Source organism: Phycisphaerales bacterium (assembly GCA_016716475.1).
Lineage (GTDB): Bacteria > Planctomycetota > Phycisphaerae > UBA1845 > Fen-1342 > JADJWG01.
Genome location: JADJWG010000002.1, coordinates 506,041 through 520,700, shown reverse-complemented (window position 1 = coordinate 520,700; position 14,660 = coordinate 506,041). Strand labels below are relative to the sequence as shown.

Annotated in this window: 13 protein-coding genes; 6 read left to right on the top strand and 7 right to left on the bottom strand. The window is 64.9% G+C overall.

The window, feature by feature from the left end; translation table 11 throughout:
* Positions 1-21 precede the first annotated feature (21 nt).
* From IPM18_09870 to IPM18_09850, 5 genes are all read left to right on the top strand, one after another.
* A complete protein-coding gene (locus IPM18_09870; GenBank protein ID MBK9119890.1) occupies positions 22-915 on the top strand; it encodes a cytochrome c oxidase subunit 3 in 894 nt (297 codons plus the stop codon).
* 29 nt (positions 916-944) lie between these two features.
* A complete protein-coding gene (locus IPM18_09865; protein MBK9119889.1) occupies positions 945-1,355 on the top strand; it encodes a cytochrome C oxidase subunit IV family protein in 411 nt (136 codons plus the stop codon).
* Between the two features lie 60 nt (positions 1,356-1,415).
* Positions 1,416-2,003: a heme-copper oxidase subunit III gene (locus IPM18_09860; protein MBK9119888.1), complete on the top strand. Its 588-nt coding sequence runs from the start codon at positions 1,416-1,418 to the stop codon at positions 2,001-2,003.
* 216 nt (positions 2,004-2,219) lie between these two features.
* Positions 2,220-3,596, top strand: coding sequence for a glycosyltransferase (locus IPM18_09855; protein MBK9119887.1), 1,377 nt, complete (start codon positions 2,220-2,222; stop codon positions 3,594-3,596).
* A gap of 141 nt (positions 3,597-3,737) precedes the next feature.
* Positions 3,738-5,081: a hypothetical protein gene (locus IPM18_09850; protein ID MBK9119886.1), complete on the top strand. Its 1,344-nt coding sequence runs from the start codon at positions 3,738-3,740 to the stop codon at positions 5,079-5,081.
* Between the two features lie 42 nt (positions 5,082-5,123).
* Here IPM18_09850 and IPM18_09845 read toward each other — a convergent pair whose 3' ends face one another.
* The 6 genes from IPM18_09845 to IPM18_09820 all read right to left on the bottom strand — a co-directional run bounded on the left by IPM18_09845 (position 5,124) and on the right by IPM18_09820 (position 11,032).
* Positions 5,124-5,834: a peptidylprolyl isomerase gene (locus tag IPM18_09845; GenBank protein ID MBK9119885.1), complete on the bottom strand. Its 711-nt coding sequence runs from the start codon at positions 5,832-5,834 to the stop codon at positions 5,124-5,126.
* A 148-nt stretch (positions 5,835-5,982) separates the two neighbouring features.
* A complete protein-coding gene (locus IPM18_09840; protein MBK9119884.1) occupies positions 5,983-7,218 on the bottom strand; it encodes a glutamate--cysteine ligase in 1,236 nt (411 codons plus the stop codon).
* Positions 7,215-8,690 carry a RimK family protein gene (locus tag IPM18_09835; GenBank protein ID MBK9119883.1) on the bottom strand — a complete coding sequence of 492 codons (1,476 nt, stop codon included), beginning with the start codon at positions 8,688-8,690 and terminating at the stop codon, positions 7,215-7,217. Before IPM18_09835 ends, IPM18_09840 begins: the two co-directional genes overlap by 4 nt.
* A complete protein-coding gene (locus IPM18_09830; GenBank protein MBK9119882.1) occupies positions 8,687-9,418 on the bottom strand; it encodes a hypothetical protein in 732 nt (243 codons plus the stop codon). Before IPM18_09830 ends, IPM18_09835 begins: the two co-directional genes overlap by 4 nt.
* Before the next feature lie 234 nt (positions 9,419-9,652).
* Positions 9,653-9,877, bottom strand: a complete 225-nt coding sequence (locus IPM18_09825; GenBank protein ID MBK9119881.1) for a ferredoxin — start codon at positions 9,875-9,877, stop codon at positions 9,653-9,655.
* Positions 9,878-10,153: 276 nt separating this feature from the next.
* A complete protein-coding gene (locus IPM18_09820; protein ID MBK9119880.1) occupies positions 10,154-11,032 on the bottom strand; it encodes a serine/threonine-protein phosphatase in 879 nt (292 codons plus the stop codon).
* Between the two features lie 261 nt (positions 11,033-11,293).
* On the opposite strand from IPM18_09820, the gene IPM18_09815 reads away from it, so the two are divergent.
* Positions 11,294-12,934 (top strand): methylmalonyl-CoA mutase, encoded by a 1,641-nt coding sequence (locus IPM18_09815; GenBank protein MBK9119879.1) that lies wholly within the window; start codon positions 11,294-11,296, stop codon positions 12,932-12,934.
* Between the two features lie 106 nt (positions 12,935-13,040).
* Here IPM18_09815 and IPM18_09810 read toward each other — a convergent pair whose 3' ends face one another.
* Positions 13,041-14,636 carry a citrate lyase subunit alpha gene (locus tag IPM18_09810; protein MBK9119878.1) on the bottom strand — a complete coding sequence of 532 codons (1,596 nt, stop codon included), beginning with the start codon at positions 14,634-14,636 and terminating at the stop codon, positions 13,041-13,043.
* Positions 14,637-14,660: the final 24 nt, after the last annotated feature.

Here is a 14,660-nt window from a genome sequence, read left to right as displayed (position 1 = left end):
TGCGTGAGCGTGAGGAGCGACATGGCGAGCGTACCCCCGGCCTCCACGGCCACATCCGGGCAGCACGATGCGCATACGGCGCACCCGCCGTTCCTCGCGCACCATTTCGACACGCCGCAGCAGCAGTTCGATTCGGCTACGCTCGGCATGTGGTTGTTCGTCGCGACCGAAATCCTGATGTTCAGCGGGTTGTTCTGCGCGTACGCATACTTCCGGATGCAGCACCCGGAGATCTTCACCGAAGCGTATAAACGGCACTACCTGAGTGTATCTTGGGGGGCGGTGAACACGGTTGTGCTGCTGGTGAGCAGCTTCACGATGGCCACTGCCGTGTGGGCCGCTCAGACCGGCCGGCGACAGACGCTCATCGCCATGCTCACGCTGACGCTGCTGTGCGCGGCCGGGTTCCTCGGGGTGAAATACATCGAGTATTCGAAAAAGATCGAAAAGGGATTGCTCTGGGGCAAGCTCTTCAACCCCAAGACCTACAGCGGCAGTTATGGCCATGAACTCGACGCGGTGGCAGCGTATGCCGAACCCCCGGCTCCGGCCGCCGCCCCGGTCGAAGCAGAAGCCGCTCCGCCGGCCGACCCCGACGCCGTCAGCGCAACCTTTACCGCGCCGGCGGCAGCCCCCACGGGCGCCCTGCCGGCCGACGTCGAGAGCGTGCGGCTGACGGCCGAGGAGAAGGTGCGGAACATGCACATCTTCTTCGGCATCTACTACGTCATGACCGGGCTGCACGGCGTCCACGTGGTCGCCGGCATGATCGCGATCGGCTGGCTGCTGGTGGGCGCTTGTCTGGGGCGCTTCACGCCCGCGTACTTCACACCCGTGCCGATGGTCGGGTTGTACTGGCACGTGGTCGACCTGGTCTGGATCTACCTGTTTCCGCTGCTGTACCTGATTCACTAGCCGCCGGCGGCGTACCGAGGAGCCCCGTGATGAACCCTTCCCCCCCCACGACCGCCGGCCACGGCCACGGTGCCGGGCAGGTCATGCACCTGATCCCCCTGTGGGTGATGGCCGTGGTGCTGCTGGCCCTGCTCGTGCTGACGGTCATCACGGTCGCCTCGGTGTGGCTGATCGATCTCGGTGCCGCCGGCAACGTGTGGATGGCGATGATCATCGCCACGATCAAGTCCGCTCTGGTGGTGCTCTACTTCATGCACTTGCGCTACGAGAAGCCCTTCATCGCAGTGGTCCTGATCAGCGCACTGGCCTTCGTGGCACTCTTTGTCGGGTTCGCACTGATGGATGGCGGTCAGTACCGGGGCTACATCGCCGAGTACCGCCACGCGGGCGCCACCGAAGCCGAGATCGACGCCCGCTACGCGCGCGACCTGGCCGAATGACGAACTGTGAGCACGGCTTCCAACCCGACACCACACGGTTCCACACCGAACCCTTCAGGCGTGCATCCGCATTCGCCGCAGGTTCATGATCGTGACCGTTCAGCCCGCGTGCTGTTGTTCGCGCTGGTCGTGGCCATGCTGGCCGTGGGGCTCGGGGCGGCCCTCGCCTTCTACTTCATCATGCGGGCGCGGGCCGCAGTCTGGCCGCCGCCCGGGACGCCGCCCCTGCCGGCCGTCGGTCTGTGGATCAGCACCGCCCTCCTGCTCGCGACGAGCGCCGCACTGCACACGGCGGTGCGCGCCGCGCGCGCGGATCGACAACCGCGGCTGCGCATGCTACTGGTGACGACCGCCGTACTGGCCGTGGGCTTTCTCATCAGCCAGGGGTGGAACTGGCTGACGGCGCTGTCCGCTGACCTGGCACCGGGCCTGAACCTCTACGCGGCGACGTTCTACCTGCTGACAGCCCTGCATGCGGCACACATCGTCGGCGGCCTGGTGCCGCTCGGGATCGTGCTGGCGCGTGGTTTCCACGGCCGGTATCGTCCAACGATGCTGCAGGGGCTGCAATTCTGTGCGTGGTACTGGCACTTCCTCGACGTGGTGTGGCTGTTGATGCTGTTCGCGCTGTTTCTGCGCGTCGGCTGAGCGCGCCACGCCTCGCCATCTCCGCTGATGTCGCTATAATCACCGCAAGAGGAGTTGTTCTCGAAACCAAGCCCGTTTGTGCACCCACTTGCTCGATCCCTCCTCCGATGCTTGGGTGCGGCGCCTGTCATCCGCCCGACACAGGCCTCATCGGCCCGTCGCCGCGGCTTCCGGACATTGCGTTTGGGCGCCTAGGAATAAGGAGTTCTCCCACCCATGTCAGCCAAGCCGCGCATTATGATGATTTCGACTCACGGCTACGTATCCGCAGTGCCCGAACTGGGCAAGCCCGACACCGGCGGTCAAGTGGTCTACGTTCTGGAACTGAGCAAATGTCTGGCCCGGCTCGGCTATTCGGTGGATATCCTGACGCGCCGCTTCGAACAGCAGCCCAAGAGCGAGGCGCTGGATGATCGCTGCCGCGTTCTGCGCTTTCCCTGTGGCGGAAATGCGTTCATCGGCAAGGAGACGCTCTGTGACCACATTCCCGAATGGGTGGAGCACGTGCGCAGCATCGTCCACGCGAAGAAGCTGAAGTACACCTCAATCGTGACCCACTACTGGGATGCCGGGCTCGCCGGGCAGGCCCTGAGTGAGCAGCTCGGTGTTCCCCACATTCACGTGCCGCACTCGATCGGCGCGTGGAAGCGCGACAACATGGACGGCGATCCGGCGGAGAATGAGCGCAAGTACAATTTCAAGCGGCGCATCCGGGACGAGAAGGCCATCTACGATGCGTGCGACGGGCTTATTGCGACGACACCACAGCAGCGCGACATCCTGGTGCGCGGCGCCTACGACGTACCGCGCGACAAAATCTACGTTGTGCCACCCGGCTACGACGACACGCGGTTCTACCCCGTCTCGATCGCGAGTCGCGCAGCGCTGAAGCGCGAGCACGGGTACGAAGGCCGGATCGTCCTCGCGCTGGGGCGGATGGCGGCCAACAAGGGCTATGACCTGCTGATTCGGGCGATGGTGCCGGTGTGCCAGCGCGTGCCGGACGCCCGGCTACTGCTGGCAGCCGGATCGACCGACCCCACACCGCGCGAGCGGGAGCAGATCGGCGAGCTCAGAGCACTCGCGAGCGAGCTGGGTATCGCGGATCGAATTCACTTCCACGACTACATCGGCGACGATGAACTGGCGGACTACTACCGGCTCGCAGACGTGTTCGCGCTGAGCAGCCGGTACGAGCCGTTCGGCATGACGGCGGTCGAGGCCATGGCCTGCGGCACACCGGCGGTGATCACGACCGAGGGTGGGCTGTGGGAGCAGGTGATCTGGGGGCTCGAGGCCATCTACGCAAACCCCTTCGACCACGAGGCCTATGGTCACGCCCTGTGCCAGGTCCTGCTGCACGAGCGTATTGCACACCAGCTCGCCCGTTATGGCACGCACAAGGCCCGCGCGAGCTTCACCTGGATGGGCATCGCCCAGCAGGTTCTGGCCGTGCTGCAGGGTTTCCGCATGCGCACCGGCGAGAGCCGGGCACGCGTGGAGCATATCGGCAGTCTGGAGTTCACCACACCGACGGCCGCCGGCTCCGCCGCGACTTCCGCCGGTGTGCTCTTGCCCAGACTGCCGAACTGACCGATCCCAGGCCAAGCTCTGGACCTTCGGCCTGGGCGGCTTACCATTGCCGGTACCGCGAGACCGATCGAAGGGACCCGGAGCAGAGTGCTTTCTACCCGGGTCGATGAGGTGCCCCGCGGCAAGAGGAGCCCGATCCGCATGTCCATGCTTGATGACGCCTTCGACCGGGCTCGCGAAGTGCTGCGGATGAACGTCACACCGCGCGGTTTCTCCGCCTGTAGCATCGCGCACGATGAACAACCTGCCAGCAATTACCGCAGCGTCTGGGCCCGCGATTCCGCGATGACCATGATGTGGGCACTGCCCCTCCAGGACGCTGAACTGACGGCCTGTGGACGGCAGTCCCTCGAAACGATTCTCAACAGCCAGACCGAGGATGGCCACCTGCCGAACTACGTCGATGTCGGCTCCGGTCGACCCGAGTACGGTGGAATCGGCAACATCGCCGGCATCGACGGGGCCATGTGGATCGTCATTGCGGCGTGGAACTACGTCCGGGTCACTGGCGACCTCGAGTTTGCGCGGCGTCAGATTGTCGCGCTCGACAACACGATGAGGTGGTTGCGGGCGCATGATTCAAACAACTGCGGCCTGCTCGAGATTCCTGAAGCGTCGGATTGGACGGACCTGTTTCCGCGCTCGTACAACGTGCTGTACGACGAGGTGCTGTGGTACCGTGCGAACGTGGACTACGCCAACCTGCGCGCCGCACTCGGCCTGCCCATCGAGGCGTCGCTGAATCGCGCCGCCCGCGTCCGGCAGATCTTGAACGAGCAGTTCTGGCCGACGCCGGAGACCATCCGCGACAGCGTCGAGTCCTTCGCCCGCACGCAGTTCAACCTAGGCCGAGCGCAATATCTGATCGCCCAGATCACCCCATTCGGTTTCAGTTGGCGCTGCGATGTCTTCGCGAACGTGATCGCTTCGCTATACGGCGTGCTGGCGCCCGACCGGGCGGACCGCGTCCGGCAGTTCCTTCAACAGGTCGGCGTCGATCAACCCTATCCCGTGCGTGTACTCTACCCGTCGATCCGGCCGGGCGAGCCCGATTGGCGTGACTATTTCCTCGTGAACCTGCAGAATCTCCCCGATCACTACCACAACGGCGGAACGTGGCCGTTCGTCGGTGGGCTGTGGGTCCGGTTTCTGGACCGGCTCGGTCACCACGCGGCGGCGGAGGATGCACTCCACCGGCTGGCACAGTTATGTCGCACCGGACTCGACCGTGAATGGGAGTTCACCGAGTGGGCGCATGGCGTGACCGGGCGACCGATGGGCAAGGCGTACCAGGCGTGGTCCGCGGCATCCTACGTCGCCGCTTATCTGCGGTTCCACGGGGATGAATCCATTGAGGTTCCCGTCGATACGGCAGAAGAGCTGTTGCGTGCGCAGGAAGCCGGCCTGTCGGCCACCGTATTCGGTGGCAATGTGGATCTGGACCGTCCGCCCGACGATGCGTCACAAGCGCCTGCTGCACGGTGACGCATCCCCCTGCCGCCCGCCCCCCCCCCGTCAACGGATGCGCTATTTCGCTTCCTGCGCCTTGATCGCCGCATCCAGCGCTTCGAGATCGTACGTTCCTACGATCGTGGCGGACTTGATGACGACGGGTTCGACGGGCACGACCGGCCCCATCGGCAGACGATCGTCTTCCTTCGTGGGCGTATCGCGAATCTTGTCCACCACGTCCATGCCGTCGACCACCTTGCCGAAGACGGCATAGGCGGCGTTGCCGGTCTGCGGACGAGCCATGTCGAGAGCGGCATTATCAACCACGTTGATGAAAAACTGAGCCGTGGCGGAGTCCGGGGCGTTGGTTCGTGCCATCGCGATGCTGCCCCGCACGTTCTTGAGGCCGTTTTGCCACTCGTTCTTGATCGGCGCGCGCAGCTTGCCCTTTTCCCGTAAATCGGCGTCGTAGCCGCCGCCCTGGATCATGAAGGTCGGTATGACGCGGTGGAAGATCGTCCCCGCGTAGTGGCCGTCCTTCACATAGTGCAGGAAGTTGCTGACGGAATGCGGCGCGCGTTTGGCATCAAGCTCCAGCACAATGTCACCCAGGGTCGTCTCCAGCTTCACGCGGGCGGGCGGCATCTGGTCGATGCTGGGGGCGGGGTTCGTGGTCAACGGCTTCTCCTCGGGTTGCGGTTTCTGCTCCGGCTGCGGCTCATCGGCCACACTGGTTGCGATGGCGAGCGCGACCACGCCGGCCGCAAGGATCAGGGTCTGTCGCATCGTCTCTTCCTCCGGGGGACACGGGTTCCGCGGCAGCCACCCTGTTCACCGGTCCGGGTTAGGGACCACCGGGACGACCGGCTCCAAGGCGCACTGCTTCAACTCGGTTGTATCGAGGAAGAGTTTAGCCGCCCACCCGCCTGTGCGTCTATTGAAACACGCTTCCCGTTTGCAGGCATTCGGCCAACCGGCGATAGACCGCGTCGATCATGGCTCCGTCGGGTGCAGCGCCCAGCGCGCGCCGAATCCGGGCCGCTAGACAGCCCTCGGACAGGATGACCCGGAGCGGAGCACAGGCCGGCGCAACCCGCTCGGCGGCCGGGTACACGGCCTCAAACAAGTGTGTCCAAAGCGCGCCGACGGTCGGCGCACTGGCGTGATCCAGCCCAAAGAGCTCCGCATAGCCGGGCGTGCGCAGCGGTGTCGCGCCGGCATCTCGCAACGTCGCGAGGAACAACTCGGCGAGCGGTGCCACTTCCCAGTTCTGCAGCAGGTCGAGCGGCGCCCAGCGCTCGGCCACGAGGTCGCGCAGGACACGGACGATGAAATCCAGCACCGCGAGGTCCGCGGCTGGACACTCCTGGGTATCGAGGACTCGCAGCTCGATCGTCTGGCGGTCGAACCGGGCGATGGCGCCGCGCGCGTTGATCCATTCGTAACGCAGGACACCCTCGGGATCGTGGGGCGCGAGATCCTCGTAGAGCGGCGCCAGAATGCGCTCCATGTACTCCTGCCAGGTGAACGCCTGCTCGGGGATAACCTGGCCACTGACACGCGGAACACGGCGCGCATTGTGCCGGTACACTTCCAGCCGCGTGTCGAGGAAGCCGGTCAGGCGGCCTTCGCAGATGGGTGAACTGGCCGTCAGTGCCGCCAGAATTGGCAGCAGCACGCGAACAGCGGCATGCAACCGGCCGAACTCCGCATCATCGGCGAAGGGCAGGTTCAGATGGGCGCTCTGCAGATTCGCCCAACCATGTCCGCGACAGTCGAAGATGCGGTCGAATGTTGCGTACACCTCGTTGTAGGCGTGCGGCCACAGGCGCGTTTCGCGCTGCGGGTCCATGGTCGGGTGCATCGCGGTCGGCAAGAGGCAGGCCCCGTGCGGTGCGAGCCGCTCGTTGATGTAGCGCACCTCTTCCTGGAACGCTTCCACGAGGCCGGCGAGTGCCGGCACCGGTCCGGCGGTTTTCAGTTCGATCACGTGCGCCACGAGTTCGTTCGACCAGTCCAGCGCGCCACGCTCCGCATCCGAAGCGCCCGGCCCCGCTTCTTCGGCGAGCAGTCGATCCGCCCCCGGCCAGACCGCCAACCGCGCGCGGTCCACGAGCATGTACTCCAGCTCGACGCCGTAGCACTGGAACAGGTGGTACGGGGCACTCACGCCGGGCTCCGGGACGCACCGTTGCTTCGGCTTTGAAGCCGCTTCACAAAGACCCGGATCAACCGGTCGTAGAGTTCATCGCCGAGGATGCGGTCCTCGTTGCCGCCGTCGATCGTGGGGTTGTCATTCACCTCGATAATGTAGGCCCGGCTGCCAATGTGCTTCACGTCGACGCCATAGAGCCCGTCGCCGATCAGGCGTGCCGCACGCACGGCCGTGTTGAGCACAACCGGCGGCACGCTGTCGAGCGGTACGGCCTCGACCGGACCATAGTGCACGCTGTCGGCTTCGTTCTTGGCGATTTGCCAATGGGACTTGGCCATGAAGTACTTGCAGGCATAGAGCGGTTCGCGGTCCAGCACACCGATGCGCCAGTCGAACTCCGTCGGCATGAACTCCTGCGCGATGACGAGGTCGGAGGAATCGAGCAGACGCTCCAGGGCTGCTGCCAACTCGATCTCGTCGGCAACCTTCACAACGCCCTGGGAGAAGGAGCTGTCTGGCTGCTTGAGAATACAGGGCAGACCGACGGCCGCACGCACTTCTTCGCCGTTGTCGCGATGCACGATCAAAGTCTTGGGAGTGGCGATCTTGTGGCGCCCCAGGAGTTCCGCCAGATAGACCTTGTTCGTACATTGGGCGATCGAATCCGGATCGTCGATCACCACCAGCCCCTCCGCGACGGCGCGGCGCGCGAAGCGGTAAGTGTGATGGTTGACCGCCGTAGTCTCGCGGATGAGCAGGGCATCGAACTCCGCCAGCCGGCCGTAGTCGTCGCGCTCGATGAACTCCACGGTGAGGTCGTGGCGCCGCGCCGCGGCCTCGATCTTCCGCAGCGCGACCTTGTCCGACGGGGCGAAGCGCTCGGTACGGTTGACCAGGATGGCAAGGTCGTAGCGCGAGCGGTCCTGCTGGCGCGTGGGCATGCGGTTACGCTGGAAGAACGCGCGGGCGGCCTCTTCGACGAACTGGTAATGCGCCGGGGGTATGTCGCTCGCCGCGAGGGGGTGCACACTACTCACGCGCCATTCACCGTCGCGGCGCTCCAGCTCGATCCGCATCAGCGGGGCCGGGAACAACCGGAATAGCCGCTGGCTGAGTTCATCGTAGCGATGCGCGAGGTTTCGCCCAAAGTAGATGCTGAGCACGAAGACATCGGACTTGAGCGGCTTGAGCAGGCGCTGGATCTCGTGGCTGACGTCGTCCGCCATGATCCGGGTAATCGAGAGGGCCTTCATGTCCTGGATGGTGACGATACCGGGCAGCACCTTGTGGCGCCGCGCCATGGCCAGCAGCGATACGTAGTAACCCGCACTCTGGTAGCGATACGACTTGCAGAGGTTGAACACCTTCACGCCGCGGAGCTGGCTGTATTGCGGGTCGGTGAGATAGGCGCGCGCGGAGACCACCGCGACATCGGGGAGTTTCAGATGCCAGGTTTTCGGGTTGTCCACCACGACGAGCGTGGTCACGGCCTTTCCTCGGCGGGGCCGGAAGCCGACAGTGGCGGCTCCAGAATCAGCAGATTCGCATCGTAGGTTACCACACCCAGCAGGATGGCGCCGAGTACCAGGTCCACGTGCATCTGGTAGAAGTGGCTCGCGGAGAGCGGATTCGGGTGCAAGGGGTCGGCCAGCATCAACTCGTGCGTCACCTCGTCGTGCCCGCACAATACCACGAAGTGCCCGGCCGGTAGTCCCGCCACGTCGTCCGGCTTGTTCGTCGCCGGGACCTCGCGCGGCTCCTGGTACAGGTAGGTCGCGCTGAGACCCGTCAGAATCGGCCGGCCGAGCCGGAGCAGTCGCAGTACCAGCCCTCGCGTCAGCGGTTCGAAGGAAACCAGGCCCCCGAGCCGGAGAAACTCGAGGTAACCGTCGGTCGTCGTGGTCAGCCGCTCGCTGGACTTCACCCGAGCTTGTGCCCGGAGCTTCGCAGGCAGATCCTGCGGCGTCGGTGTGAACCATGAAGGATCAAAGACCTGCAGGTTATAAGTGTAGATCGTGGCTCGGTAGCCGCGCTGCAGTGCATGGCAGGCCAATAGCACCGCGAGCGTGCCGCCATCGCGCAGACTCAGTACGCCCGCGATGACGTCATGCAGATCCATTCGATCGTCGTAAAACTGGTAGACCGCATGCAAGCATGTCGGCCCGCAGGTGGTATCGTCCGGTTGGGGTTGGATATCCAGATTGAGGACGCGCATCACGGGAGGGACACCTGCCCTTCACCGCTTGCCACAGGCGCCGCCAACCGGCGGCCGAACTCCAGCCGCCCCCCCCCATCGTCCACCGCTCGGCCTCGTACGCCGAACTCGCAGAACGACGGACGCCACGCTCCGGCCAAGTACTCGGCTACCCGCGGACAGCAGCGCCCGTGACCGTTTACGGTAAGCACGTAGGGCTCACAATGAGTATGTCGGGAACCGGGAGCGCAGGACCTACTTCGGGTGGACCCGCTCGCCGGTCTCGTTGTCCGTCACGATAATAGCGTCGACCGGGCAGATTTGCGCCGCCGCGAGCAATTCCTCGGGCGTGTGTGAATCCACGTTGGTCACGATAGCGATGTTATCCCCGTCCATTTCGATCGCGTTCGGGGCTTCGCCACAGCAGGCGCCGTCACCGATGCACAAGTCCCGATCGATCTCAATCTTGTACTTCGACATCCGCACAACTCCTTGCGCACTGACCGAACCCTGGAACGGGGGTCAGACGCCGCCACTACTGGCCGGGCCCGTAAAAAAGGGCCGGCCGCTCCGTCAGGTCCGCGGTGCGCTCCTTTGCGCCACCCTGCGCATACCTGCAACAATCCTTGATATCCGACCCGCAGGAATTGTCAACCGTGATGTCCTTTGCTTGGGCGGTGCCCCCTCGTTGCAACCTCGCCACCATCCTCGATCAGCCGCTTTCGCACTGTTCCCAGATCCCCTTCCCATGACCCTTCAGCTCATCAGGCGACGGAGCAGTCGATTGCGAACCATGTGCCAGATTCCCAGGGCTGGCGGCCCAGGCATGAATTCGAGCAGCAGAATCGTCACATCATCGTGTGACAGGGCCGGATTCCCGCTGAATTGTACAATCGCTGTCCGCAGCCGGTCGATCAGCAGGTCTGCATCTGCCCCATCGGAAGATTCGAGGAAACGCTGCAAGCGCGCCACCCCGAAAAGGGTGCCGTCCGACCCGGGCGCCTCCAGTACTCCGTCCGTGATCGCGAGCAGGCGATCGCCTGGGATGACGCGCAGCATCCGCCGCGTAAACCGTGTACTGGGGTCCACCCCGAGCGGCAGGTCGTGGAGTCCGTGTCGCGGCAATCCGGCCGTAGCGGGCCGGAGCGGTTCCCAACGGCGGGTCCGGACGCGGTAAAGCCAGGCCGGCGGGTGACCGGCATAGCTCACCGACAGCAACCGCGTCGGGGGTAGGTAACTCAGCGCCAATGCCGTTGTAATCTCATCCGGGTGCTCGGCTTCGAGCGCCCGATTGAGATCGCGCAGCACACGCCGCTGATCGACACTGTTCATGTACCGCCGCAGCAGGCGATGCAGTACATCGCCTGCCCGTGCGACGCGCGCACCGTGCCCGACGACATCCGCGAGGCAGATGCGGGAAAGCAACCCGGAGTTGCAGAGTGAGATGTAGTGCAGGTCGCCTCCCCGGCCGCCATCGCTCGGCTGTGAAAAAATCCGCCCCCGGATACCCGGCAGATCAAAGCGTTGGTCCACCGAGCGGTTGCCACCCCAGATTTCCGCGCACGCGAATGGTACGGCGACATGTGCGTCCCCACCCTCGGGTTGTGGCACGGCACCCGCCGCGACCGGACCCATCGCGTAACCTCCATCGATTGACAGTATACGGCAACTACCGCCACGTACCCACCGGCCGGCGGTTCCGCGGCCCCGGTCAGGGCATCATTGGGCTTTAGCCGAATGACCGACATTACCCCGACCCCCCCGCGCGACACTACAATGTATATTGCAGGAATGTTCCGCCGGGCAGCAGCCGGAATCGCCCGAGATCGTCCCGATTCCGCCCCCTGACCCTTCTGGCATCGAACGCGTGTGGTCTGCGCGCAGGAGACCTATCGAATGAGCACCGAAGTGGCGCCCACTCTACCGCCGACTCCCGCACAACGCCGCCCCGGCGGAGATCCCACGACCATGTCGGGGCTACCCATCCGCCGCGTCTACGGTCCGGACGACCAGGCAGGCAGGGACCGCGAGCAGGATATCGGCACCCCGGGGGCGTTCCCGTTCACGCGTGGCCTGCACCCGACCATGTACCGCCAGCGGCCGTGGACGATGCGCCAGTTCGCCGGTTTTGGAACAGCGGCCCAGACCAACCAGCGGTTCAAATATCTGCTCGAACATGGCCAAACCGGACTTTCCACCGCCTTTGATCTGCCGACGCTGATGGGACGTGACTCGGATGATCCGCTGTCGCTGGGTGAAGTCGGCAAGTGCGGCGTGGCGGTCAGTTCGCTCGACGACATGCGCGTGCTGTTCGACGGGATCAACCTCGCCCAGGTCAGTACCAGCATGACGATCAACGCGCCGGCGGCGATTCTGCTGGCGTTCTACATTTGCGTGGCCGAGGAACAGGGCGTCCCGCTTGCGGATTTGCGCGGCACGCTGCAGAACGACATTCTCAAGGAGTTCCACGCTCAGAACGAGTTCGTCTTTCCGCCGACGCCGAGCGTGAAACTCGTGATTGACACGATCGAATACTGCACCCGGCACATGCCGCAGTGGAACACGGTCAGCGTCAGCGGCTATCACATTCGCGAGGCGGGCGCAACCGCACCGCAGGAGCTGGCCTTCACACTGGCAGACGGCATGTGTTACGTCGAGGAGTCGCTGCGGCGCGGCCTGGCCCCCGACGACTTCCTGCCCCGTATCAGCTTCTTCTGGGACATCCACAACGAGTTCTTCGAGGAAGTTGCCAAGCTCCGGGCCGCCCGGCGTATGTGGGCTCGCATTGCGCGCGACCGCTTCCACGCCGAACAGGAGCGCAGTTGGTGGCTGCGCTGCCACTGCCAGACCGCGGGTGTCTCCCTCACGGAGCAGCAGCCGCTCGTCAACATCGTGCGCGTCGCGTATCAGGCGCTCGCCGCGGTTCTCGGCGGTACGCAGTCGCTGCACACGAACAGCATGGATGAGACCCTGGCACTACCCACCGAGCAGGCGGTGAAAGTGGCGTTGCGTACGCAACAGGTCATCGCGGAAGAAACCGGGGTGACGCGGACCGTGGACCCGCTCGGGGGGAGCTGGTTCGTGGAGGCGCTCACCGATGAGATGGAACGACAGGCACAGAGCATCATCGACGAAACCTACCGCACCTTCGGGGGCGTTCTGCAGGCCACCGAGGCGGGCTATTTCCGCCGCCTGATCGCAGAGTCTTCGCACCGGTTCGGACAGGAGTTCGACCGGGGTGAGCGCGTGATGATCGGCGTGAACAAGTATGTGGATGGCGATTACGAACGCATTCCGCTACTGAAGATCGACGCTGAGGTGGAGCGCGAACAAGTTGCCCGGGTACGGGCACTGAAGGGTAGCCGCGACGCGCGGCGGCACGCGGCCGCGCTGGAGGGACTGCGGCGTTCCGCCCTGAACGACGAGAACGTCATGCCAGCACTGATCGACGCGGCGCGTGCTCACGCGACCGTGGGTGAGATGATGGATACCCTGGTGGGCGTGTACGGGCGGTACGACGGCGGACCGGAGCTGTAGCACGGCGCATGCAGCGTGACCACCGCGGTCGCGCACCCATTTTCGCCAGCCCTACGTCACCGCACCGTGCCACGGCCCGTGGTCCCCATACACCGCGATCCCCCTGCTAACCACCCACTCTTCTGACTGCATCGAGCACCGTACCATCCACCCACTTCACCACGGCCACGACCTGCTCCGTCAGCGGTGGCTTCGCGGGCGCGCCGCCACACAGCCGGTCGACTTCGGCCTTGATCTCCGCCAGCGGGCGGATCGGGAGGCCGCTGTTGCGCGTCGCGTCGAGCAGGTCGGTCCGGCGCGGGTTGATCGCGATGCCGCGCTCCGTCACCACGACATCGATCATCTCGCCGGGACCGCACAACGTGGTGACACGGTCCACGATCACGGGGATACGGTCGCGCACAGCCGGGATCGGCAGGATCACGCAGGGACTCGCCAGACAGTTCTGCCAGCCACCGATGCCATGTAGCAGACGGCCGTCCGAGTGTGTCACCACGTTCGCGTTGAAATCAAGATCAACTTCGGTCGCGCCGAGCACAACGATGTCGACAAAGGTGGCGAAACAGCCCTTGCCGTGCCAGTTGTAACTGGTGAAGGGACTTGTCATGACGTGGCGCGGATTCGCGCCCATCGACCGCACACCCGCGAGATCGAAGGTTTGTCCATCGAGGATGTAGTCGGTCAGGCCCTCTGCAAGCATCTCCACGAGGTACTGCGTGCTGCCGCCGCGGATGAAGCGGGCCCGCACGCCCTCCCGGCGCATGAACTCGCGCAGGTAGAGCGCGAACGACAACGCCGTGCCGCCCGCGCCCGCCTGGAACGAGAAACCGTCGCGCAGGAGGCCGGCCGCACGGACGAATATTGCGGCCAGTTCCGCAATCAGCTGCCGGTCGGGGCTGCGGGTGAGCTGGGTCGTGCCGGAGACGATCTTGGCTGGATCGCCGACGGATTCGAGCACGACAACCTGGTCAACGTGGTTGCCCTGGATCTGCCACGGCACACACGGGAACGGCACGAGGTTGTCGGTCGCCACGATCACATGGTCCGCGTAGAGCGAATCGACGAGACCGAACCCGAGCCCCCCGCAGGCCGAAGGCCCCTGTACGCCATTCGCATTGCCGAAGGCGTCGGCCGTGGGTGCTGCCAGTACGGCGATGTCGATGTGCACTTCGCCGTCCTGCACCGCCTGCCAGCGTCCACCGTGGGAGCGGAGTACGCCGAGACCCCGCATCCGCCCAGTGCTGCAGAAATCGCCGAGGGGGCCGTTCATGCTGCCTTCGACATAGCGGATGACCCCTGACTCGAGCAGTTCGATCAGGGGGGCATGGCATGGGAAACAAGCCGACGGAAACCAGCGCAGATCCCGCACCCCCAATTCAGCCGCCGCACGGAACAACGGCACGGCCACGCGATCTCCATTTCGAAAGTGGTGGTGGGTCGAAATGGTCATACCGTCGCGCAGTCCGGCCGTTTGCAGCGCAACCTTCAGGGCTGCCACGGCACGTATCTCCGCTTCCGCACCCGGCAGCCGGCGCGCTTCGGCAGTCACCTTGCGGCCATCGGGAGGGTAGTTGTTGCAGGTGCGCACCGCAGGCGCAGCAGTGCGACCCGTGGGGGTGTGCTTGCCCACGCCGCAAAACGGGACTTGCTCCCGCCCATTCACCGTCGTAGGCACCAACCGCCCGGCCGCGTTTTCGACCAGTTCCACCTTCACGGGTGACCTCAC